Here is a 21,688-nt window from a genome sequence, read left to right as displayed (position 1 = left end):
CTAGTGATAATCCTGATAATCAACCAACTCAACATCACCTTCATCAAATCGAAAGGTGATACGCCAATTGCCGCTGACACTCACCGACCAATGCTTTTTTAAGTTTCCACTTAAGGAATGCAATTGCCAGCTCGGTGCATTCATATCGCGTTCATCTTTAGCAGCATTTAATGCGGTTAGTAAAATTTGTAACTTTTTCGCATGATGCGTCAAAATTCCTGCTTTATTTCCACTCTCAAAAAAATCCTTAAGGCCTTTATGTTTGAAAGATTTGATCATGTTATATTGTATTGTGTTAATTAACAGTTTACATGATTTTTTACACAAATCAAAGATAAAGGCATACGTGATACATGGCATTAGCGGGCGTATTTCTGCCCCACTTTTTCTATTAACTAAATCTACAAAACGGACTCATTCTCATTTACGAATACGTCTCATTCGTAAAAACAGTACCGCTCTAGTCTGCAGTGAGCTGATTGGCATCTCCATCGGGTAATTGCTCAGTGCGATTCTGAATGCGCCACTCGTGGTGCTTGCGGTACTCGTTCACCGTGCGGATCATGGTGCGATTGAGATCATCGCTGGCGCGTTGCACTCCGCCTAACTGCATCATCTTGAGGAGGCGCTCTTGTCGAATCTGAATAACACCCTCTTCGATTTGCTCTCGGAATTTGACGCACTGCAAGCCGCCTTGATAGTATGGCAACATACTCTTGACACAGATCGGGACAAGGTATTTTTTGATAGATCATCAAACCAAATGACCGTTGTCACGATCTCCTCAAGGCTGGGCTCGCCACTGGCCAGGGATGTGTGCTGATAGTATTTCGCCAAGACTGAATCGTAGACAAAAGGGAAATCCTTCTTAATCAGTCCCAGCTGTTCAACGCTCATATTTAAATTACGATGCGGCTCTAGTAGCCCGACAAGTCTAGCGAGATTTTCGGCCCCCTTCCCACTTGGCACCCCATTGTGTCGACCCAGAACCGGTGGGTCATATCTGTAAACAGAGTGTTAATGGAAAGAAACTCTTCCAAAGTAATTTGCGCTGCCAACTGGCGCGCGCAGTAGTCGTGCTCCAACTTTTCGAGCGGAGCTTTTTCCAGGTGATGACGGCCATCTCACGCACCAACATCATCTCCACAGCATCCTTGGGATAGAAATCCCTCTGAAATTGCTCAACCAATTGATCGAACTCTTGCTGACTCTCGTTGGGCAATACCACGAGCTTGGAATAGGCGCCTGTCTTTAACGAATTACGCAATGCAATCTTTTTACCGTCGTCACTCTGGGGGCCGCCAGAGGACTTGGATTTTGTAACAGATGAGGATTTGGTCATTACCTAGCCTTTAGTAAATAACCGAACACCTGGACCATCATCGGGACCGCCAATGAATGCGATACCTGCTTTTTCAAATGCTTTTTGGACAGCCTCAAATGTCTTGATATTTCCACCAGGAATACCAGCGGCGGACTCAAGACGCATTAATGCAGAAATTCCAACGCCAGAACGCTCGGAGAGTGTCTGACGAGACCAATCAAGCAACGCTCTCGCAGCACGAATTTGAGCGCTTGTAATCAAGTTAAATATATCCTTTAATAAATAATTAGTTCTTTATAGAACTAATTATTTATTAAATTGAACAAAAGAGGTTCAAAATATGCTTAATAATCAAGATTTTGCACAATCTGACCCCAAAAGTCCAGTTAAAAGAAGGCTGCAACTCGTGAGTACTGGCCAGCGAAGCGCTGATGTGGTGACTCTATTTTCGGACTTCAATAAGGCCACCAGACTCCTTCAAGAAACCATTGTGAAAATTGATGGTGCATATGCACCATCAACCATCAGAGCCTATCGCGCAGACTTTAATGATTTCCTCCACTTTTGCCATGAAAGAAATGCCAATGCGCTGCCAGCACAACCCAATTTAGTAGCGCAATATATTTGTGAATTAACAGGCAGCGGCAGACTTCTGCAAGCATTCGGCGAGCCTTGTGTGGGCTCTCTGCTATTCAAAACTAAATCGATTTGATGATCCCACAAAAGATCCTGATGTCAGCCTAGAGGTGCGCAGAATGCATCAAAAATTAGGGCACTCCTCTAATCAGGCTGGAAGTATTAATGCAGACACCTTAGACAGGTTGCTATTAGCTACCGACAATTCCATTAGAGGTATTCGAGATCGGGCTTTATTACTAGTGGCCTATGACACCTTATGCAGGCGTAGTGAATTAGTCTCGCTGCAAGTCAAGGATGTCCAAATCAACATGAAGAATAGTATTGAAACGTCATCCATTCTCCTGAGAAAAAGTAAAACTGATCAGGATGCTACTGGGAAATGGCTATACCTAAGTCAAAAAGCACATCTAGCATTAATGGATTGGATGAAAGAACTTCCTGAAGAGCGCGAGCATCTTATAGTCGGCATTAACCGTGGAGGGAAAATTTCACAAAACTGTCTAGGCTTTGGGCAGGTCAATCGCATTTACAAACGGATTGCTAGGACGACTGGACTAGATGAATCGGTCATTAAAGGGATCAGCGGTTACTCGATGAGAGTAGGCGCTGCTCAGGATTTACTAAACTCTGGAGCAAGCATGCCAATTATTATGCAGCGTGGTAGATGGTCAAAAGCGGATACGGTGATGAGATATGTGGAACACTCTAATTGCTAAACTCAGAACGCGGCATCGCTAAAGCTGGGCTAGATTTTAAGCCAATTCTTGCCATGCGAGCTTCAATTTTTGCTTGAGCCCAAGGTGCAATATTTACACATTCAATTTTTTGGTATAGGTACTTACAAATGGTAGCCGCATGCAGGCCAATGAGCTCATTAGCAATAATAACCCCCGGCTCATCTAGAGTAACCGCATCCAAAGCAATCTGGGTACTGCCGCATAGAATTTTAAATATTTCAGAATCTCTTGGATTGGGCAGCTCTTCAATGATGAAATACAAGACCCCATCCTGATATACGGGGTCTGAGAATGAATTGATGAAAAATTGCTTAAGATCAGAGAGAAATGTATTAACTGACAAAATCCACCACTGCTTTAAAAATGCATCAAGATCATGGCACAAACATCAAGCTTTAATGGGGCGCTCATGGTTTAGGAGTTCCCCCGCCCATTCCAATCTACTACATCGCCATTAGGCTGGTAGCCAGGCACTAACTTTTTGAGCATGCCTTTAATCAACTTACCATCACATGCGGCCAAGGCAATATTAAGCTTTTCAAGCTCTTGCTGCAAATCACTCCAAGACATGAATTCTTCATGTGCCTTCATGATTTTTGGGTGAGCCGTTGGCTGTGGATTATCACCAATCAAGAGTTCTTCATAGAGCTTTTCACCTGGACGTAAACCAGTGACTTCAATCTCTATGTCGCCGTGAGGGTGAGCCTCATCCTTAACCAATAGACCCGATAAATACACCATCTTGACAGCTAAATCATGAATACGCACGGGCTCACCCATGTCTAATACAAAGACATCACCCCCGACAGCCATGGCACTCGCTTGAATCACCAATTGCGCCGCCTCAGGAATGGTCATGAAATAGCGAGTCACTTCAGAATGCGTCAGGGTAATGGGTCCGCCTGCCGCAATTTGAGCGCTAAAAAGAGGCGCCACAGACCCTGATGATCCGAGCACATTACCAAAGCGCACCATCGAAAAATTCGTTGAATGGTCACCCTTAGCAGAAACCTCTGCCATTGCCTGCAAAACTAGCTCGGCAATTCGCTTACTAGCCCCCATCACATTGGTAGGTCTAACAGCCTTATCAGTACTCACCAAAATAAAATTGCTGACACCACACTCTAAACTCACCTGAGCACAAGTGAATGTCCCAAACACATTATTACGAATGCCTTCGGCAGGATTTTGCTCAACCAATGGAACATGTTTATATGCAGCCGCATGAAAGACCGTATTTGGCTGATGAGCTCTAAAAATCTTTCGCAACAAATCGCTATCTCGAACTGAAGCCAAGCTAGCCGCCAACTTGTTTGACAAGGCTGGGTGAGGCAGAGAATCTTGGCCATCACCACCATTCGCCAAATCATCATGCTTAAGCGCGGTAACTGCTTTCTTTAATTCCTCATAAATTAAATAGAGGGAGTGCTCGCTACTATCGAGCAGGATTAATGATTTAGGAGAAAACTTTATAATTTGACGGCATAGCTCACTACCAATGGAGCCACCCGCTCCGGTTACCAATACAACTTGGTCGCGAATATTTTTTTCTAATAGCTCTTCATCGGGCGGAACCACCGCTCTTCCGAGTAAGTCGTTCATGTCCAGGTCATGTAAATCTGAAATCCTAACACGACCAGAGGCCAAATCAATGAGTCCTGGCAAGGTGCGAACACGTACGCCACACCCGTTTAATGAGGCGATAATTTCACTTCTGCGATTTTGGCTCGCAGAGGGAATGGCCAAAAGCACATCCGTAATGTCTAGTCGATGAATAAGCCCTTGCACATCAGTGTTGGGGTATACAGAAATCCCATTCACTGTGCTTCCCTGCAAATGAGGGTCATCATCAATAAAACCTTTGACCAACATTTCTTTATTACTAGTGATGCCTGATGCCAATTGACGGCCTGCTGAGCCAACTCCATAAATCAGCGCAATAGGCTGAGCTCGCTGAAATGACTTTTGAACATTGTTGATGCTACCTAAAAAATAGCGCACAAAGTATCGACTGGTGCCAATTCCGATAAACAATAGGATTGGTTGAATGACGCCAATTGACCGAGGAACGTCATCTACTCCAAGGAGCGTAAAAGTGCAGAAGAATAAGCCCGTGTAAATGATGAAAACGCGCGCCATTGAAGCGAGCGCAGCCGAGCCAACATATCTAAAAATAGCCCGGTATAAGCCAGAAGAAACAAAAGGGGGAAATGAAAAACCGATAGCAGCAATGAATGCCATCCACTGCTGGCCCTGAAAATATCCCCACTGATCTAGACGAAGTCCAAATGCAAGCCAAACACTAAATCCACAAATAAGGACATCTCCGAACATCACCAAGCCCCTCTTAACTGAGCGAGGTAGGTTTAATAATGACTGTTTAGTTGCATTAATGGGCACAAGTTTGATTATAAATTACATATCAAAATAAGAAGCGATATGGGCGTTAATGGCACATAGAAACTATTCCCATCTAAAAACCTACTGAAAGTAACCGATTTTATTAATTAGAACTGTCCAATCAGAGCGAATGGCGCAGGAAATAAAAAGTTGGGGAAGATGCTCTCTCAAATCAATGAGAGACCCCAGATCGCCGAACCACTTTTAAAAAGGTTAAGCCCAGTATCTTCATATCAAACCAAAAAGACTGATTATTAAGATACTCCACCTCATATTGGACTTTGACTAGCATTGATAATTGATCACGACCATTTACTTGCGCCCAACCAGTTAATCCCGGCACCAACTTGTCCACGCCATATTGCGTACGCAACGCAATTAGATCATATTGATTAAATAACGCTGGACGAGGCCCTACAAAACTCATATCACCAACCAAAATACTCCATAGCTGTGGCAACTCATCTAGACTTAATTTTCGTAAAAATGAACCTACGGGTGTTAGATATTGACCTGAGCCTGAAAGGAGGTGGGTTGCTACAGTAGGGGTTCCAACTTGCATAGTGCGAAATTTTGGCATCCTAAAAATGATGTTGCGCCTACCTACACGGTCTGACCAATACAGCGCAGGCCCAGATGAGGTCAATCGGACGACAATGGCCACTACTAAGGTCGGCAATGCCAACACAATAGCAACAAAGAGCGCCAATACAAGATCAAATATTCGCTTCATAGTAAAAATATACCTAGTGTTACATTTTCAAGAAGTGGGCCGCAGTCTGACACAACCCTTCGTCGACACTCACAGGCGGTGACCAGCCAAGCAAATCTTTTGTTTTTTTTATATCAACTTGCAAAGAACCGCAAAGACGTTGAGCAATATCCACCCTTCCAAATGACTTTGCGCCGAGGATGATTAAAGCTACTGGGACTGGTATTAATTTTGAAGGGTACCCAAGTGCAAAAGCCATGCGCCTTAATAATTCTGCAGTTGATAGATCTTCGTCATCCGATACCAGAAATGTCTGATTAGCTGCCGAAGGATGATTGATGCAAGCAACAATCACGCTAACGAGATTATCAATGAAGACAAAACTGCGGCGATTTTTTGTGACGCCACCAAGCGGCAGTGGAATCCCTCGCTTTACCCATTTCATCATGGACAGAAAATTCGCCTTGACCCCTGGGCCATAGACAAGTGGCGAACGAATAATTACCACCTCCATCCCCGTTTCTGCAGCCAATGCCTTTAGCTCTATTTCAGCCTCATATTTTGAAACCCCATAGGGGTCACTTGGCGCAGAAATTTGATCTGTCGTAAATGGGTGACCGGGCACAGAACATTCTCCATTTACTTTTATTGAGCTTAAAAAAATAAAGCGACGCACTCCCGCTTCAGCCGCCTGTCGAGCAAAATTAAGTGTTCCATTGACATTCACTCGGCGAAATTCTAATAAAGGATCCGCAGCCTCCTCATTCATCACATGCACTCTGGCCGCGCAATGAACGACCACTGAAATTCCAGAAAGCGTGGATGACCAATTCTGATCGGGGGATAGAGATGCTTCAATAATATCTACATTTGCGAACAACTTAGCTTTAGATTTATCTCGAACTGAAATACGTAAAGGAGAGCATTTAACTAAACTTGCACATAAAAATTCCCCCACAAAACCGGATGCCCCCGTCACTAAAATCATTTAAAACGCCCCTGAATCTCACCTCCAGCTACACACAATTCATCAAACCACGACAATAGCTTGGAGATGAGAGTCCCTCGGTTGAACTCATACTCGCTAAGAGCCAAACCAGCTCGCCCCATCTTCAACCGATCTTCAGTATTCATATTAGCCATTTGCATTATTGCGGAAGATAAAGCCAGCCCATCCCCAGCCGGAGTGGCTATACCAGCGCCTGATCTACGAATGATCTCTGCCCCTTCTCCATTTAGCATTGCAAGCACCGGAATGCCAGCAGCAAGATAGGACTGAAGTTTTCCAGGAATGGTCATCGAAAAAATTGATTCCGCCCTTAACGACATCAACAATGCATCGGCATGTTTATAAAAGGAAGGCATTCGATCTATAGGGTGGCTGCCAAAAAACAGAACACAATGCTCAAGGCCACGTCGACTTACTTCAGACTTAACCCATTCACTTACTCTCCCTTCGCCAACTATTAGCCATCGTATTCCCTTATTACGCTTTAACACTTCAGCAGCGTCAAGTATGGCTGGAAAATCTTGCGCATCGCCAATATTTCCGGCGAACATAACACTAAATACACCTTTTTTCGCAGGCACTTCTTTGGCCAAATCGACAATTGAAAAGTTAAATGTAGCATCTGACCAGCTCGGAAAGTACTCGACTTTTATTTCTTTTTTACAATACCGACGAATTTGTGGAATAAAACTTTTCGATTGCGCCAATATTAAATCGCACCGATTATAGATAAAGGTTACTAAACGGCCAATGGCTTTCAAAATATATCTCGAGCGAACCACTCCAATAGCCTCAAGAGTTTCCGGCCAAAGATCAAGGACCCAAAAAACAAGGGGGGCACTCATAATGTAGCTAAGCAAGATTGCGGGCAAACCAACAGTGATAGGTGAGGGCTCAAAAACAAAAATTACATCAAACTTCTGACCTCGCAAACGCCAAACCCCGAGAACTGTTGCTGACATAACAAAGCCTACATAATTCAACACCAACCTCAGTCCACCTTTACCACGGGAAATTACAGGCACTCTTATTACATTGGCACCTTCAAACTTTGCGTAAGCAGATGGATTTAATCTAAATGCAGGAAAAACCACGCCAGAGGGGTAGTTTGGGCGCCCTGTTAGTACGGTAACCTCATGATCAAGACAGCAAAACTCTGAAACCAAGTCATTAATACGAAAATTTTCTGGCCAGAAATACTGGGTAACAACAAGAATTCGCACGACGACCTTAATATTTCTTCCAGACTACACGTTTCACATAATCCGTATAGCTATGAATGATTCGCAATACCTTATCTGAGGCATTGGGCATGCTGTAGTCATAGACCGGGCGAATCCCATGGGGGTCACTGCGGTCATCACCGCGCGGCTGCGTTGCCAAAATGGCCAAGCCCTGGCGCATGCGCTCTACCTCCAGCCCCACCATCATCACGGCGGCTTCTTCCATACCTTCAGGGCGCTCATGCGCCTCACGCAGGTTCAGTGCCGGAAAGTTCAGGATCGATGATTCCTCATTGATCGTGCCGCTGTCTGATAAGGAGGCACGTGCAGAGAGTTGCAGCTTGTTGTAATCATGAAAACCCAGCGGCTTTAGCAATCGCACCAGCGGGTGAAACACCGAGCCCGTGGCATCAACCCGGTTTTGGGTGCGAGGGTGGGTCGATACGATCACTGGCAGGCCATAGTCTTGAGCTAGGGCGTTCAGCACGGCTACCAGTTTGGTGAACGACTGCTCAGACTCAATGTTTTCTTCACGGTGCACGCTTACCACAAAATAGCCGCCAACCTCCAACCCCAAGCGGGCCAAAACGTCCGATGCGTCAATTCGTTGCCGGTAATGCGTTAGCACCTCAAACATCGGACTACCGGTTTTGATAACCAAATCTGGCGGCAAACCCTCACGTAGCAGGTAGTCACGTGCAATGGTGCTGTACGTCAAATTGACATCGGCCGTGTGGTCAACAATGCGACGGTTAGTTTCTTCGGGTACGCGTTGGTCAAAACAACGATTGCCAGCTTCCATGTGAAATATTGCAATTTTTCGGCGTTTAGCCGAAATAACTGACAGGCAACTGTTGGTGTCACCCAGCACCAGCATAGCTTCAGGCTGCACTTCGCCAAGCACTTTATCCACCGCGATGATCAGATTACCAATGGTGTGGGCAGCGCTAGTGCTGCCTTCTGCACTGTTCAAAAAGTAGTCTGGCTTGCGTACGCCCAAGTCATCAAAAAAGATCTGGTTCAACTCATAGTCGTAGTTTTGGCCTGTGTGCACTAGAATATGCTCACAGTGCTCGTCCAGCCGCGTCAATACGCGCGACAAGCGAATAATTTCAGGGCGAGTACCAACCACAGTCAAGATTTTTAGTTTTTTCATAATTTCAAAATTGATAGTTGTGACTTTCCCCTCGTTTTTCACCTGCAATCAGCGTGAGTCATCATGCTACCAGCATCCTCCCTTTCTTGGTTAACCAGTTCTGTAAATATTGCTTAGGGGACTGATAGCCTAAGCTTGAGTGAAGGCGCTTACGGATGTAGCGCACTTCAATATAGTCAAAGCAAGTAGCCTCCATAAGCTCATGGGTGGCAAAGCGATTGCCAAAGATGGCTTCATTCTTAAAACTACCAAACTAACTTTCGGCAGGAGTTTTATCCCAGCAATTACCTTTGCGACTCATAGAGCACACTTTAATACCCTGACCTGTCTGGTTTTATCGGATCAATTTCATCTTCTTGCTTTAAGCGTAAGTTTTCAACCCTAAGGTGAGATAGCTCCATTTGTTCTGGAGTATCGGGGGAAGGTCACAGCTCACACTTACCGGCAAAGGGCTAGCAACATATTTAAACCGCACAAGCAAACGTATCTGGCTTCTCATGGTCAAAAACCTCATTGGCCCACAGCATCACTACCATCTCGTCGGTGCCAATGTTGGTAATGTCGTGCGTCCAGCCAGGCACGGTCTCCACCACCTCGGCCTTGTCACCGCTGGTAAGCAGTTCATGTGTCTCGCCGGTTTGCATGTGCCGGAACTTGAAGCAAGCTTGGCCCTTGATCACCAGAAATTTCTCGGTCTTGCTATGGTGGTAGTGGCCACCCCGCGTAATGCCGGGGTGAGCCGTGAAATATGAGAACTGGCCGCAATCAGGCGTTTTGAGCATTTCTGCAAACACGCCGCGCGGGTCAGCATATTGCGGCACGGTGTAAGCAAACGATTCCACCGGCAGATAACTCACGTAGGTGGCATACAGCGCCCGAACCAGCCCAGTGCCCACGCGCTCGGTCATTAGCGTTTCGCGGCTGTCCTTGAATACCTGAAACTGACGCGCAAGTTCGCCTACTGTAGTGGTGTATTGCGGCGCCATGGTGGCAAAACCATCGGCATCTATCGCAGCATCCGCGCCATCCATGATCTGCACAAAGCGCTTCATTACATCATCAACATACACAAGCGTGAGAGGTGCGGCGGGATCATTGACCTGAATCGGCCGGCCGCGCGCGATGTTATGGCAAAACGTCGCCACCACCGAGTTGTAGTTGGGCTTGCACCACTTACCAAACACATTGGACAAGCGAAACACATGCACCGGCACACCGTGGATGCGCTGTAGTTCCAACAGCGCATCCTCAGCGCCGCGCTTGCTATTGCCATAGGCATTTTCGTGGGCCGCCTGTGTGGATGATGTGTAAACAACTGGCACCTTCTTGCCAGTTATCTCGGCTACGTTGGCCACTACCTTACAAAGCGCCTGCGTCAAGTCTGTATTGCCAGACACAAATTCAGCCGGGTCTAGCGGACGGTTAACGCCAGCCAGGTGAAACACAAAATCCACACCATGCAACAGCGCAGGCAGTCGCGACATGTCTTCGTCACGGGTAAAGCAGACCACCCGCACATCCTTACGCTGGGCCAGATGCAACTGCAAATTCTTGCCAACGAAGCCGTTGGATCCGGTAATCAGCACCTTCATGATGTTATTCCTCCGCCACCGCCGATTCACCCCGCGCAATACGCTGCATAAAGTCCAGCTTGAGCAACAGTGCCTTCATGCCCGTCACATCGAGCTGGGTGGTGTTGTGCGAGTTGTAGTCTTCGCCATGCGTGCTTTGGGTCATGCGCTGCTCACCTTGCTCCACAAATTTGGCGTAGTTCAGGTCGCGCGCATCGGGTGGCACGCGGAAGTAATCGCCCCGGTCTTCGGCGCAGGCCATTTCTTCGCGACCTAACAACGCCTCGTATAACTTTTCGCCATGGCGAGTACCAATTACATTCACCGTGTGATCCGGCTTTCCCATCAACTCCAGAATGGCCTGCATCAGCACTCCCACGGTGGCAGCCGGTGCCTTCTGCACGAAGATGTCGCCATTGCTGCCGTGCTCAAACCCATATAGCACCAGTTCCACCGCGTCGTCCAGCGTCATCATGAAGCGCGTCATGGTCAGGTCTGTCACGGTAATGGGCTTGCCCGCCAGCACCTGCTCCACAAACAACGGAATCACCGAGCCGCGCGATGCCATCACGTTGCCGTAGCGCGTGCCGCAAATCACCGTGCCTGTGCCTTCCAGGTTACGGCTGGCGGCTACCATCACCTTTTCCATCATGGCCTTGCTGATGCCCATGGCGTTGATGGGGTACACGGCCTTGTCCGTGCTGAGGCACACCACACGCTTGACGCCTGCGGCAATAGCGGCCTCTAGTACGTTCTCGGTGCCCAGCACATTGGTGCGCACTGCCTCCATGGGATGGAACTCACACGAAGGCACCTGCTTGAGCGCCGCCGCATGAAACACGTAGTCCACCCCGCGAATGGCAGAGGCCACGCTACGCAAGTCGCGCACATCACCAATGTAAAACTTGAGCTTGGGGTGACCGTAGCGCTTGCGTATGTCATCCTGCTTTTTCTCATCGCGGCTAAAGATGCGGATTTCAGCAATACCGGAATCCAAAAAACGACGGAGAACTGCATTTCCAAAAGAGCCTGTTCCACCTGTGATTAATAGTTTTTTATTTTCAAACATCAATAATTCCTTTTTTTCGTCGTTGCATCACCCCAACCTGATGCTTAACACCACCACCGGCGCGCAAGTTGGTGGTGTCTATGCCTATGGTGTATGGCTTACCCTTGCTCATATTTCTCATCACCTTGCAAATAACTCAGAGCCACGCTGCCCTGCTGCCACCGCCAAGCATCGGCACACATTTGCTCCAAACCACGGCTAGCTTTCCAGTTCAGTAGTTGCTGCGCCAGCGTGGTATCTGCCCAACACTTAGCAATATCCCCAGCTCGACGCGGCCCAATCTTATAGGGGATAATACGCCCACATACTTTCTCAAAAGTTTTGACTATTTCCAGTACTGAGTGGCCCGCACCGGTGCCCAGATTCAGTGTCAGCAGACCATGCACACGGTTCAAATAATCAAGTGCGGCGACATGCCCATCAGCCAGATCGCAGACATGGATATAGTCGCGCACCCCCGTCCCATCAATCGTCGGGTAGTCATCGCCCCAAACATTGAGGTACTCGCGCTGGCCAGCCGCCACTTGCGCCACGTAGGGCATGAGATTATTGGGCAGTCCTTGCGGGGCTTCACCAATCAGGCCAGATTCGTGTGCGCCCACTGGATTAAAGTAGCGCAAGCGGGCAATCCGCCACTGGGGATCGGCCTGATACAAATCGGTGAGGATGTCTTCTATCATCAGCTTGGTGCGACCGTAAGGATTAGTGGCAGAGCGATGGAAATCTTCACGGATAGGCACGTTGGCAGGATCGCCATAAACGGTGGCTGAGGAGGAAAAAACGAGTGTCTTTACTGCAGCCCTGCCCATGGCGGCGAGCAATTGCAGTGTACCAATGACGTTGTTGTCGTAGTAGTCGAGCGGCTTTTCGGCTGACTCGCCAACCGCCTTAAGTCCAGCGAAGTGCATGACCGCGCTGATTGGGTGGGCCGCAAATAGACTGTCAAGTATTGCGCTATCGCGAATGTCGCCCTGAATAAACACCGGACGTTTGCCGCAAAGAGTGGCGAGATGATCAATGACATCAGCGCGACTGTTAAAGAGATTGTCGAGAATGACCAGTTGATGCCCCGCCTTCGCAAGCGCATCGCAGGCATGGGAGCCAATAAAACCGGCGCCACCAGTGATAAGGATGGTTTTCATAAAGTGTAATTAATAAAATGCCCTACGGATCAATTCATCGCGCTGCGCCAAGGTGGGGTAGTTAATCAACACCGCCTTATACGCACCCTTGAACACAAATAAACTACCTGCTGCAGCGCCAATAACACCACAGGTACGGATCAAGGCTTCAATATCATCCAAACTGCCTGCCCCGCCAAGAATGCTGATGGGGATATTTACTGCCTGTCTGATTTTCGCGGCCAAGATCAAGTCGTAACCGGTCATCGCACCATCCAAGTCAATCGAATTAATAAGCAGCTCACCAGCCCCTAGCTTTTCGGCTTCAGCGGCTAGGTCAAAAACACTACGTTTGGTGTTGGTGCGCGCATTCCTGGTAAAAACATCGAAGTCTTTGCTGAACAATCGTTTTTTAACATCCAACGCTACAACCACGCTTTGGCGACCGATCTCATCTGCAATTTGTGTAATCAATTCTGGGTGCTCAACCGCTGCAGAGCTGATCGCCACCTTCTCAACCCCTAAGCTGATAATCCGCTTGGCCTGCGCAGGGGTCTTTATACCACCCCCATAACAAAGCGGCATCCTGCACTCGGCGGCCAGATTGGCGATCATTCGGTAGTTGGGCTCGGCATTGTTTACCGTTGCATCGATATCTAGAACAATAAGCTCGTCCGCTTCCTTCTCATTAAAAATCTTGACCGCGTTGATTGGGTCGCCTACGTACTTGGGTGCTTTAAATCCAACGGTTTTGACAAGACCGGTCTTGTGCACCAGAAGACAAGGCGGAATTCTTGGACGCAGCATCTCAAAGCTCCGCAAAATTCTTCAGCAACTGCGCGCCGAAATGATGACTTTTTTCAGGATGAAACTGCACGCCATAGACATTACCAGCAGAAACGGCACAACTGAAAGCCAGCCCATAGGATGCCGTGGCAGCAACATGTGACGGTTCGTCACATTCAAAATAATAAGAATGTAAAAAATAAAACCGTGCATCAGATTCAAATCCTGCAAACAGAGGCGACCCTGGCTTTGGCTGTACATCATTCCAGCCCATATGCGGCAGCGGCAAACTTGCCGATCGTTCGTCTGAACGAAATGCGCGTACCTTACCCGGCAACCAGCCCAAGCCTGGCAAATACCCCTCGTTGCTAACTGAAGCCAATAGTTGCATCCCTACGCAAATCCCCAGGACGGGCACCTTATCTTGCAAAACCAAAGTTTCTAAAGTGGGCCGCATACCCGATTGGTCCAGCAATTCAATAGCATGGTCGAACGCACCCACACCCGGCAGAATGATCTTGCTGGCGCCAGTTAAATCATCCGCTGTTTTGGCGCGGGTAGCCTCAAACCCAAGCCGTTTGTAAAGCGTCAAAAAGGCTTGCACGTTGCCAAGACCGTAATCAACCACATGAATCATCGGAAAAACCTTTTTTCCAAACCCATCCAGCGCAAAACATTGGCGCCAAGGCCTATCAGCCAGCGCTTATTGCGGTAGTCGCGGTATGTCCTGTTTTCACCTTCAAAAATCTCTTCCAACTCATCCACGGCCAGGTCCAGCTTGTTGGCTACATACTCGAATTCTTGCTGCAAAAAATGTTCATCCATCTCTGGGCGCGCAATACGCGCGAGTGCCGCATCACGCGTCATTTGCCCAGTCATTATCAGGCTTGAAAAATGAGCCCGCCGCTTATGAAAACCAAACTTGCGCGGTAACCAGTAATCTTCGTAGAAACGGGTGAAGCGCGATTCATGATGTTTATGCTGAAACCTCTGCCAACCAAACCGGCGCTCAAGTTCATCCTCGGCGTCCTTCTTTATAAAAGGCAACATATTTAGTGGCATAACCACCTTCATACCAATGATCCGTTGGTAAAAGACCTTGGACACCAAAATATCAACCAAGGGAAAAGTCTCAAGAGGGCGTTTGCCGAACCGAGCGTGGATATCTTTAAAGAGCCACTTGTCTATCCCCAAATAACCCCCCCATTCCTCGGGCTCTCGGCAGCACTCAGTAGAAAAATTAGAGCCGGTGATAATAGTTTTAATATTGTGCTTCCGGGCGAATTTATACAGACTAGAAAAAAAAGAGGCGTCCTGCGGGAGGTCCTGATCGGGTATTTGCGACTGCAAAAACGCCACCTGTAAATCCTTCATGTCCTCCCAGTTAATCACCTCAGTATAAAGATCAAGGCCCAAGCCATCTACCAACTTTTCAATATTTCCCACAGCTTGGTCAGTATTCCAGCCGGCATCAACATGAAACAAAAGAGGGCGCAGTCCCATCTTCTCCTTTGCAATGTAGGCAACATATGAGCTATCCAAGCCACCGCTAAGCCCAATAATGCAGTCGAAATCTTTGCCCTGACCCTCTTTCCGAATTTTTTCGGCCCAAAAATTAAGGGCTACTTCTCCTTCATGATCCGTATGCCAATTTGGCTTGATCGTAAACTCAAAGTTATTGCAGTAATCACATCGGCCATGCTGATCAAATATGATATTTGGATCGGAAGTATCCATAATGCAATGCATGCAAATTTGATAAGGGCGCATGTTCATGACTTGGTTCTCAGACTGGTTTCTACGATAAATGCAAAGGTTTCATCGGCACAGCGCTTCCAGTTATATTGCTGTGAAAGGGTTTTTGCATTTTGAGCGATGGACAAGCGAAGTGATGGCGATTTAATAATTTGCTCAATGGCGTCAGCAATAGAGCCGGCATCTTCCGGATCAAAGTATATACCCCCATTCCCAAGCACTTCGGGCATCGGACCACGATTAGAGCACGCTATGGGTAGGCCTACTGCCATCGCTTCAACCAAAGTCACCGGCATATTCTCACAACTTGAGGCAAACACAAATAGATCCGACTCTGCCAACAACGCAGGCAGATCTTCATGCGGTAAGAATTCAAATTGCTTTACAAATACGCCACTTGGATCTGCAACTGAAATTGCATCCTGCAACAATTGCTGAGCTCTTCCTTGACCACCACCAATCAAGTTGAGCATCAAATTGTAGCCAAGCATTCTCAATTGAGAAATTGCCTCAACTACAACCCATTGATGCTTGTACATTGCCGCATTTGACACATAAATACAGCTGATAGGTCGCCCCCCACCTACTACAGGCCAGACATTTGATGGTTTAGCCAGTTTAAACGATGTATCAACACCATGTGGGATGCAAACAAAGGAGGGTAAAAAGCCGCATGATCGTTGTATAACATTGGCGGCATATTGGGTCAAAAAAATAACGCCTTTAGCTCTTCTAAACGCAAAATTTTGTATCACAAGAATAGCGATGAGTCGCAAACGTGCAAGACCGTAACCGAAATAATGCATGACCTTGGGCTCATAAGATAACATATCTTGACTTAAAACCACCAATGGTTCAAAACAACAAAGAGTACTAGCATCAGTGGAAAAAAGAATGTCACAACCTGCCGTTCTCGCTTCACTATCAAGCGCGGTTGCCTGCCACATTAGCTGGCTAAAAAGCGATCGCTCAAGTGCAACCGGACTATGCCTTACAATCCAAGGGAAATTTGGCAGTTGATCAAGCAATGAACGAAAAGCCCAAACATGAATGGATTTAACACCGTGTTTTGATGGACTAAACTCAGTCAAGATGCCGATCAAGTGCGCTACCGCACCACCCGATCGGTTGCGTGAGGCATCTATACCAATAGTTATTTTTGTCGCACATTCGTTAATGATCATGGCTTTAAGAAAATTCTGAGTCCATTTTCGCTAACCTGCATAATTTTCATATTGGCTGCGATTATTTTCAACTGCTGACGGTATGAGCAAGCGCTCCCTAAATCTGCAATCCCTTTGCCCTGACAACAGGCAATGAGATGACACATGCTTCGAACAATCAGGGGGAACTGCAGCAAGGCTGGCGATGCACTACCAGCTTGGCTAGCTGTAACAGTACTAAGCGTCACAATGTGTGGCATGCTAAACAACACCGGATTCATGAATATAACCACTACACGCGGCACATCATCCTCATTTTTTGTTCAATGGATACATCCTCTATTATCGCCTCAACTTGAAATAATACCCTTGTTGTTGATTTTGCACTTTTGACTCTCCCAATGACTCGTAATAAATTAACAAAATGATCAATAACACCCAAAAAAATGGCATTTTTAAGGGGGCGAAAATCAAGCTAATTAAAACGTAAAAAAATAATATTTCCCAGCGCCTTACAACATTAAGAACAAATACAAACATTGCAACAGCACCTACAAGACCAACCTCAACAATCTGATTTAAAATTCCCGAGCTAATGTCCATATTAAAATCAGGAACTTTAAAGACATACCCCCGGCCAAAAATAATTTGAATGGCATCAGAATTTTGCATTAAGAACGTAAATATTGACATTCGATACAATCTCTCTTCCAAACTACTTCTATAAAACACTTCGTAGAACAAATTAGAAACATCATAACTTACACCAAAAATTACAAGAGTGAAGATAATTATCATTAAAAAAACTACTTTAATGCAAATTTTATTCCTATTAATCATGAATAAAAATATAAGAACAATAGGGAAAAGATATGAGAATGTAAAAATTCCCGCTATGCCATTCAGCCATTTAAATCTATTTTTTTGGGGATTGGGTAAAATTTCAGAAACCAAATAAAAATTACATGCCAAATACGGCGAAAGATATACGGGCTCAAGGAAATATGAAAAACTTCTGTATATATCGAAGCCCATTAGCGGATCTTTATCCAGCAGCACCCCAAATAAATTAAACTTATTAAGGTTTCCGCCCACAGCCACCGGAATAGAAAAAATATTAATATCTGTATTTAATATTAAACCCCAAAAGAATCCAAGAATAACAAAAGAGGGAATTAAAAAAAATAAAACCAAATATCCTGAAATAAATGCACTTCGAAAATCAACATTATCACGAATCGCTCTTGATAGACTTAGAGCAAAAACAAGTGTTAAGGCAGTGCTAAGCGACGTGATAATATTTTCACTACCTGCATCAGCGGTAATTCCGATAATACAAACTAGTACAACAAGACCCGCACTAACAAAATCAATTGCTCTAAAATGAGCTGATTTTAATAGAAGAAGAAATACTATTATGAAAAAAAAAATACTCGGATTAAGGTTGGTGTAATAACACTAAAGATAAAAGGTGGGTATAGTATAGTCGAGAGAAATACGAATATTGATAAAGACCGTTTTAAATTCATTTAATTACTCATTTTTTAGAAAATATAGGGAGGATTATAAAGGCAGCTAAATTATTGGGTTGATACAGTTTAATCGCTTATACGGCACCCTGTCATAAAATCTAAAGCAAATTCAGTCAGTACTCTGTACCGTGTTATCACAATCACGATAAAAGCCTCTTTTCAATTTTTTGGTTACCCTTAGAACATCAAATAATCATATAGTACCAACAAATAATCAGGCCTACTCTTAACTCTCTGCCACAAAACTAGTTTTAACAAAGTAAAAACATTTTATATTTTAATACTTAAGTGGCGCTTAAGTTACATAAATTGAGGGAATAAAATTGAACGAGTTGTTACTTACTGGAATTAATAGTTTTAACTATATACGGTGCAACATAACTTGAACCATCAAAATTCAAGTGGCTAGTATCTTGATAAAGTAATTTACCCAGTTAAGGGTGGGTGAATAGGTGGGGCAAGTTCACCCTCGCAATGTAATTCATCAAGCATGGGAGGGCTGTCAAATACGCCCTGGCTTTCCGCATGCAGCGCGTGGATGCATTGCAAAAAAAATCGTCGGCTGTCATGAGAACAATTACTGGAATGACGAGCACGCCAGTCGTAGTAACCACTATTGGCACCTTGAGCAAATCGGTGAAGCGAGCAACGATGCGACGTTAATTCTGATTTTCCTAAAGTTTACGCGTAATTTTCTTATAGATGAGCATATATAATTCAAGAAAACTACCGAACATAATAAAGTGTAAAAGCCCACTTATTAAATTACCATTTTTAGCTAAAATTATTGCGTGAATAGTATGTTGGCAATGCAAACCAGCCTTAGCTATTGGATCAGGTAAAAACCTACCGACAATTTCTATGCATTCTGAAAAATTCTTTTCTTCATTACCATGTGAAATGTTACTAGAGTGAACCCTATATAACGCTACAACATCCTGAACCGCACGCACCTTTTTAGTGGCTGAAATTTTTACAAATAATTCATAATCTTCCGCTTGTTCAAAATGTGGTGATATGCCGCCAACTTGATGATAGACATCGCTAGCAACAATTGCCGTTAATAAAGGGATAAAATTAAGCTTCAGTATTTTCTGAAGAATCCAACCTTCGGGCAAGGCCTTTAAATTTGTTTTATTGCCATACTTGTACTGCCTTTTCGCCCAACCAGTTTTTACTTCGCTGTCGCCTTTTATTACCAAACATTGCCCATATACCAAACCCAAGTCAGAGCTTTCATGAATGACAATATCTAGCTGTTGTTCCAACTTCGCAGGCAACCACATATCATCGCAATCTAAAAAACCGAGCCAATCACCCTTAGCTTGAGCAACAGCCAGGTTACGTGCCAGACCTAATTTAGTAAACTCAGGGGCCAAATAATAGTGAAATCTTTCATCAGCATAACTAAGGAATACTTTAGCGCTCTCATCGGTAGATTGGTTATCCCAAAAAATAATCTCCCAATTTTTATAGGTTTGCGCAAGCACACTATCGATACTCTCCCGCAAATACTTAGCGCTGTTATAGCAGTTCATCACAACACTAACCAAAGGCTCCTTACCCAATTTTAAAGCATCACTTTGTGTGAAAGTCACAAAGAACCTCCTTCAGCGTAGTACAAACAAACTCAACGTCGTCCTCAGTTAAGTCTGGGTGCAATGGAAGCGATAATAATTCAGAGAAAGCAGAATCTGTGATAGGCAATGGCAAGGCATTTACTTCGCTATAAAAACTAAGCACATGATTGGGTTGGTAATGAATACCTGTTTGTATCCCAAGATCTAGCAACCTTTGCTGCAGTAGCTTACGATTCGGCATATTTTTAATACGTACGACATAGATATGTGGCACGATTGCTGAATAGTCTTGAGTTCGGATTTGAATGTTCTGGTGATCACACAGCAATTCATCATAGCGATTTGCCAAACGCTGCCTTTTAGACGCCATTTCTGGGAAACGCTTGAGTTGTTCCATCCCTATTGCCGCCATCATATTACTCATGTGATAACGCCAGCCTTGGGCAGACACATCGAATTCCCAACTGCGTTGCCCCATATAGCGTTTCTCGGTATCTTTTTCGACCCCCAATAATCGTGCGTCTTGAACTCTACGCAATACATCGGGGTCATCAGTTACGACACATCCGCCTTCGCCACTTGTGATATTTTTAATACCATCAAAGCTAAAACACGCTACATCTCCAAAGCCACCAACACGTTGGCCTTGGTACACTGAGCCAAAAGCGTGAGCTGCGTCCTCAATTACACGTAAACCATGCTTACGGGCAAAGGCATACATCTCATTCAGAGCACCAACACCACCGCTGTAATGTACAGGCATAATCGCCTTCGTTTTGGTTGTAAGACGTTTTTCAGCATCACGCCAATCTAATGTCAACGTTGCGTTCTCAATATCACAGGCTACAGGCCTTGCACCTGTAGCAGAAATAGCCTGGAAGCTCGCCACATATGTGAGCGACTGAACCAACACCTCATCACCTGGGCCTATCTCACATGCTTGCAAAGCCAATTGCAATGCGGTGGTGCCATTTACCACACACACTGTTGACCGGCCAAAGAACTCAGTAAGCATTTGTTCAAACCTCTGCACCTCGGCGCCCATGCCAAGAAATTCACGATCTAAAACGCCCATAACCGCGAGTTTTTCTGGTTCGGCGATGCATGATTTTGACAGCCTAATCAAACTACTCATTACTAACTTTCATAATTCCATGGCGCCTTACCACTAGCCCATAATTCCTCAAGTACATTGTGGTCGCGAATGGTATCCATACACTGCCAAAATCCATCATGCTGGTATGCCATTAACTCACCAATGGACGCCACATGTTCTAAAGGCTGCTTCTCAAGAATCGTTTCATCATCAGGAATTAAATCCAGGAAAGTCGGCTCAATAACAAAAAAACCTCCGTTGATCCAGCCACTACCCATTTGCGGCTTCTCCTTAAAAGACCTTACAGAGTTGTTTTTGTCGAGTGCAAGCTCGCCAAACCTGGCACCCGGGTGTACCGCCGTTACAGTTGCCATTTTTCCATGTGATTTGTGAAAACGAATCAAGGCATCTACATCAATATTTGCCAAACCATCACCATATGTAAGTAAAAATGTTTCACTCCCAACATAGCTTCGCATTCGCTTTACGCGACCACCGGTCATAGAATTAAGACCCGTATCAACCAGCGTTACTCTCCAATCAACAGGTTTACTAGCATGGTTTGTGATGCTGCCATCTGCCAAATTAACTGTAAAATCAGAATTAAGCGCATAATAATTCAAGAAGTATTCCTTAATTACTTGCGCCTTATAGCCTAGTGCTATGTGAAAATCAACGTGGCCATAACGAGCAAAAATATTCATCAAATGCAATAAAATAGGTTGCCCGCCAACAGGGACCATTGGCTTTGGAATAACGTCAGTAAATTCGGCCAGCCTAGTACCAGACCCACCTGCAAGAATAACAACTTTCAT

At 45.4% G+C, this 21,688-nt stretch carries 24 protein-coding genes and 1 pseudogene; 2 read left to right on the top strand and 23 right to left on the bottom strand.

What is annotated here, in order from left to right; all coding sequences use genetic code 11:
* The 4 genes from DXE44_RS01295 to DXE44_RS01280 all read right to left on the bottom strand — a co-directional run bounded on the left by DXE44_RS01295 (window position 1) and on the right by DXE44_RS01280 (window position 1,585).
* A complete protein-coding gene (locus DXE44_RS01295) occupies window positions 1–279 on the bottom strand; it encodes a type II toxin-antitoxin system RelE/ParE family toxin (RefSeq protein ID WP_114652039.1) in 279 nt (92 codons plus the stop codon).
* A 181-nt stretch (window positions 280–460) separates the two neighbouring features.
* A complete protein-coding gene (locus DXE44_RS01290) occupies window positions 461–712 on the bottom strand; it encodes a hypothetical protein (protein ID WP_114652037.1) in 252 nt (83 codons plus the stop codon).
* A 285-nt stretch (window positions 713–997) separates the two neighbouring features.
* Window positions 998–1,342, bottom strand: a complete 345-nt coding sequence (locus tag DXE44_RS01285) for a hypothetical protein (RefSeq protein ID WP_114652035.1) — start codon at window positions 1,340–1,342, stop codon at window positions 998–1,000.
* A 3-nt stretch (window positions 1,343–1,345) separates the two neighbouring features.
* Complete coding sequence (locus DXE44_RS01280; protein WP_114652033.1) at window positions 1,346–1,585, bottom strand: helix-turn-helix domain-containing protein; 240 nt, start codon at window positions 1,583–1,585, stop codon at window positions 1,346–1,348.
* Between the two features lie 79 nt (window positions 1,586–1,664).
* On the opposite strand from DXE44_RS01280, the gene DXE44_RS01275 reads away from it, so the two are divergent.
* Both DXE44_RS01275 and DXE44_RS01270 read left to right on the top strand, forming a co-directional pair.
* Window positions 1,665–2,036, top strand: coding sequence for a site-specific integrase (locus DXE44_RS01275; protein WP_114652031.1), 372 nt, complete (start codon window positions 1,665–1,667; stop codon window positions 2,034–2,036).
* Between the two features lie 43 nt (window positions 2,037–2,079).
* Entirely contained in the window at window positions 2,080–2,679 is a 600-nt protein-coding gene (locus DXE44_RS01270; protein WP_162785836.1) for a site-specific integrase, read from the top strand.
* Here DXE44_RS01270 and DXE44_RS01265 read toward each other — a convergent pair.
* The 19 genes and pseudogenes from DXE44_RS01265 to rfbF form a co-directional block, all read right to left on the bottom strand.
* A complete protein-coding gene (locus DXE44_RS01265; RefSeq protein ID WP_114652027.1) occupies window positions 2,669–3,085 on the bottom strand; it encodes a hypothetical protein in 417 nt (138 codons plus the stop codon). The two genes, DXE44_RS01270 and DXE44_RS01265, sit on opposite strands and share 11 nt — an antisense overlap.
* Before the next feature lie 29 nt (window positions 3,086–3,114).
* Entirely contained in the window at window positions 3,115–5,100 is a 1,986-nt protein-coding gene (locus DXE44_RS01260) for a polysaccharide biosynthesis protein (RefSeq protein ID WP_331851821.1), read from the bottom strand.
* 172 nt (window positions 5,101–5,272) lie between these two features.
* A complete protein-coding gene (locus DXE44_RS01255) occupies window positions 5,273–5,833 on the bottom strand; it encodes a sugar transferase (protein WP_114652023.1) in 561 nt (186 codons plus the stop codon).
* A 19-nt stretch (window positions 5,834–5,852) separates the two neighbouring features.
* The gene (locus DXE44_RS01250; protein ID WP_114652021.1) at window positions 5,853–6,800 is read right to left on the bottom strand and encodes a UDP-glucose 4-epimerase family protein; all 948 of its coding nucleotides are present in this window, start codon (window positions 6,798–6,800) and stop codon (window positions 5,853–5,855) included.
* Entirely contained in the window at window positions 6,797–8,044 is a 1,248-nt protein-coding gene (locus tag DXE44_RS01245; RefSeq protein WP_114652019.1) for a glycosyltransferase family 4 protein, read from the bottom strand. The genes DXE44_RS01250 and DXE44_RS01245 overlap by 4 nt, the downstream gene beginning before the upstream one ends.
* Window positions 8,045–8,051: 7 nt before the next feature.
* Window positions 8,052–9,200 carry a UDP-N-acetyl glucosamine 2-epimerase gene (locus DXE44_RS01240; RefSeq protein WP_114652017.1) on the bottom strand — a complete coding sequence of 383 codons (1,149 nt, stop codon included), beginning with the start codon at window positions 9,198–9,200 and terminating at the stop codon, window positions 8,052–8,054.
* Between the two features lie 61 nt (window positions 9,201–9,261).
* A pseudogene (locus DXE44_RS11280) lies at window positions 9,262–9,441 on the bottom strand (IS3 family transposase); the annotation flags it as partial.
* A 223-nt stretch (window positions 9,442–9,664) separates the two neighbouring features.
* The gene (gene wbjC, locus DXE44_RS01230) at window positions 9,665–10,792 is read right to left on the bottom strand and encodes a UDP-2-acetamido-2,6-beta-L-arabino-hexul-4-ose reductase (protein WP_114652013.1); all 1,128 of its coding nucleotides are present in this window, start codon (window positions 10,790–10,792) and stop codon (window positions 9,665–9,667) included.
* Window positions 10,793–10,796: 4 nt separating this feature from the next.
* A complete protein-coding gene (locus DXE44_RS01225; RefSeq protein ID WP_114652011.1) occupies window positions 10,797–11,840 on the bottom strand; it encodes a polysaccharide biosynthesis protein in 1,044 nt (347 codons plus the stop codon).
* Window positions 11,841–11,938: 98 nt separating this feature from the next.
* Entirely contained in the window at window positions 11,939–12,982 is a 1,044-nt protein-coding gene (gene galE / locus DXE44_RS01220; RefSeq protein WP_114652009.1) for a UDP-glucose 4-epimerase GalE, read from the bottom strand.
* 9 nt (window positions 12,983–12,991) lie between these two features.
* Complete coding sequence (locus DXE44_RS01215) at window positions 12,992–13,768, bottom strand: AglZ/HisF2 family acetamidino modification protein (RefSeq protein ID WP_114652007.1); 777 nt, start codon at window positions 13,766–13,768, stop codon at window positions 12,992–12,994.
* 1 nt (window position 13,769) lies between these two features.
* Window positions 13,770–14,384 carry an imidazole glycerol phosphate synthase subunit HisH gene (gene hisH / locus DXE44_RS01210; RefSeq protein WP_114652005.1) on the bottom strand — a complete coding sequence of 205 codons (615 nt, stop codon included), beginning with the start codon at window positions 14,382–14,384 and terminating at the stop codon, window positions 13,770–13,772.
* Window positions 14,381–15,496 (bottom strand): N-acetyl sugar amidotransferase, encoded by a 1,116-nt coding sequence (locus tag DXE44_RS01205; RefSeq protein WP_269460686.1) that lies wholly within the window; start codon window positions 15,494–15,496, stop codon window positions 14,381–14,383. Before DXE44_RS01205 ends, hisH begins: the two co-directional genes overlap by 4 nt.
* A gap of 23 nt (window positions 15,497–15,519) precedes the next feature.
* The gene (locus tag DXE44_RS01200) at window positions 15,520–16,686 is read right to left on the bottom strand and encodes a glycosyltransferase family 4 protein (protein WP_114652003.1); all 1,167 of its coding nucleotides are present in this window, start codon (window positions 16,684–16,686) and stop codon (window positions 15,520–15,522) included.
* Window positions 16,683–16,946: a hypothetical protein gene (locus DXE44_RS01195; protein WP_231970522.1), complete on the bottom strand. Its 264-nt coding sequence runs from the start codon at window positions 16,944–16,946 to the stop codon at window positions 16,683–16,685. The genes DXE44_RS01200 and DXE44_RS01195 overlap by 4 nt, the downstream gene beginning before the upstream one ends.
* Before the next feature lie 61 nt (window positions 16,947–17,007).
* A complete protein-coding gene (locus DXE44_RS01190) occupies window positions 17,008–17,859 on the bottom strand; it encodes a hypothetical protein (RefSeq protein WP_114651999.1) in 852 nt (283 codons plus the stop codon).
* 1,012 nt (window positions 17,860–18,871) lie between these two features.
* Window positions 18,872–19,795 carry a glycosyltransferase family 2 protein gene (locus tag DXE44_RS01185; RefSeq protein ID WP_114651997.1) on the bottom strand — a complete coding sequence of 308 codons (924 nt, stop codon included), beginning with the start codon at window positions 19,793–19,795 and terminating at the stop codon, window positions 18,872–18,874.
* Window positions 19,776–20,912, bottom strand: coding sequence for a DegT/DnrJ/EryC1/StrS family aminotransferase (locus DXE44_RS01180; protein ID WP_114651995.1), 1,137 nt, complete (start codon window positions 20,910–20,912; stop codon window positions 19,776–19,778). The genes DXE44_RS01185 and DXE44_RS01180 overlap by 20 nt, the downstream gene beginning before the upstream one ends.
* A 2-nt stretch (window positions 20,913–20,914) precedes the next feature.
* A complete protein-coding gene (rfbF, locus tag DXE44_RS01175) occupies window positions 20,915–21,688 on the bottom strand; it encodes a glucose-1-phosphate cytidylyltransferase (RefSeq protein ID WP_114651993.1) in 774 nt (257 codons plus the stop codon).

Source organism: Polynucleobacter necessarius, from assembly GCF_900095175.1.
Classification (GTDB): Bacteria; Pseudomonadota; Gammaproteobacteria; order Burkholderiales; family Burkholderiaceae; genus Polynucleobacter; species Polynucleobacter necessarius_I.
Note: the sequence above shows the minus strand (reverse complement) of the source record. Positions and strands in the feature narration are given on the sequence as shown.

Excerpts from the sequence above, each read along its gene's own strand:
- DXE44_RS01295 (WP_114652039.1), bottom strand. The coding sequence starts at position 279 with ATGATCAAATCTTTCAAACATAAAGGCCTTAAGGATTTTTTTGAGAGT.
- DXE44_RS01290 (WP_114652037.1), bottom strand. The coding sequence starts at position 712 with ATGTTGCCATACTATCAAGGCGGCTTGCAGTGCGTCAAATTCCGAGAG.
- DXE44_RS01285 (WP_114652035.1), bottom strand. The coding sequence starts at position 1,342 with ATGACCAAATCCTCATCTGTTACAAAATCCAAGTCCTCTGGCGGCCCC.
- DXE44_RS01275 (WP_114652031.1), top strand. The coding sequence starts at position 1,665 with ATGCTTAATAATCAAGATTTTGCACAATCTGACCCCAAAAGTCCAGTT.
- DXE44_RS01270 (WP_162785836.1), top strand. The coding sequence starts at position 2,080 with ATGCATCAAAAATTAGGGCACTCCTCTAATCAGGCTGGAAGTATTAAT.
- DXE44_RS01255 (WP_114652023.1), bottom strand. The coding sequence starts at position 5,833 with ATGAAGCGAATATTTGATCTTGTATTGGCGCTCTTTGTTGCTATTGTG.
- DXE44_RS01250 (WP_114652021.1), bottom strand. The coding sequence starts at position 6,800 with ATGATTTTAGTGACGGGGGCATCCGGTTTTGTGGGGGAATTTTTATGT.
- DXE44_RS01240 (WP_114652017.1), bottom strand. The coding sequence starts at position 9,200 with ATGAAAAAACTAAAAATCTTGACTGTGGTTGGTACTCGCCCTGAAATT.
- wbjC (WP_114652013.1), bottom strand. The coding sequence starts at position 10,792 with ATGAAGGTGCTGATTACCGGATCCAACGGCTTCGTTGGCAAGAATTTG.
- DXE44_RS01225 (WP_114652011.1), bottom strand. The coding sequence starts at position 11,840 with ATGTTTGAAAATAAAAAACTATTAATCACAGGTGGAACAGGCTCTTTT.
- galE (WP_114652009.1), bottom strand. The coding sequence starts at position 12,982 with ATGAAAACCATCCTTATCACTGGTGGCGCCGGTTTTATTGGCTCCCAT.
- DXE44_RS01215 (WP_114652007.1), bottom strand. The coding sequence starts at position 13,768 with ATGCTGCGTCCAAGAATTCCGCCTTGTCTTCTGGTGCACAAGACCGGT.
- hisH (WP_114652005.1), bottom strand. The coding sequence starts at position 14,384 with ATGATTCATGTGGTTGATTACGGTCTTGGCAACGTGCAAGCCTTTTTG.
- DXE44_RS01205 (WP_269460686.1), bottom strand. The coding sequence starts at position 15,496 with ATGCATTGCATTATGGATACTTCCGATCCAAATATCATATTTGATCAG.
- DXE44_RS01200 (WP_114652003.1), bottom strand. The coding sequence starts at position 16,686 with ATGATCATTAACGAATGTGCGACAAAAATAACTATTGGTATAGATGCC.
- DXE44_RS01195 (WP_231970522.1), bottom strand. The coding sequence starts at position 16,946 with ATGAATCCGGTGTTGTTTAGCATGCCACACATTGTGACGCTTAGTACT.
- DXE44_RS01180 (WP_114651995.1), bottom strand. The coding sequence starts at position 20,912 with ATGAGTAGTTTGATTAGGCTGTCAAAATCATGCATCGCCGAACCAGAA.
- rfbF (WP_114651993.1), bottom strand. The coding sequence starts at position 21,688 with ATGAAAGTTGTTATTCTTGCAGGTGGGTCTGGTACTAGGCTGGCCGAA.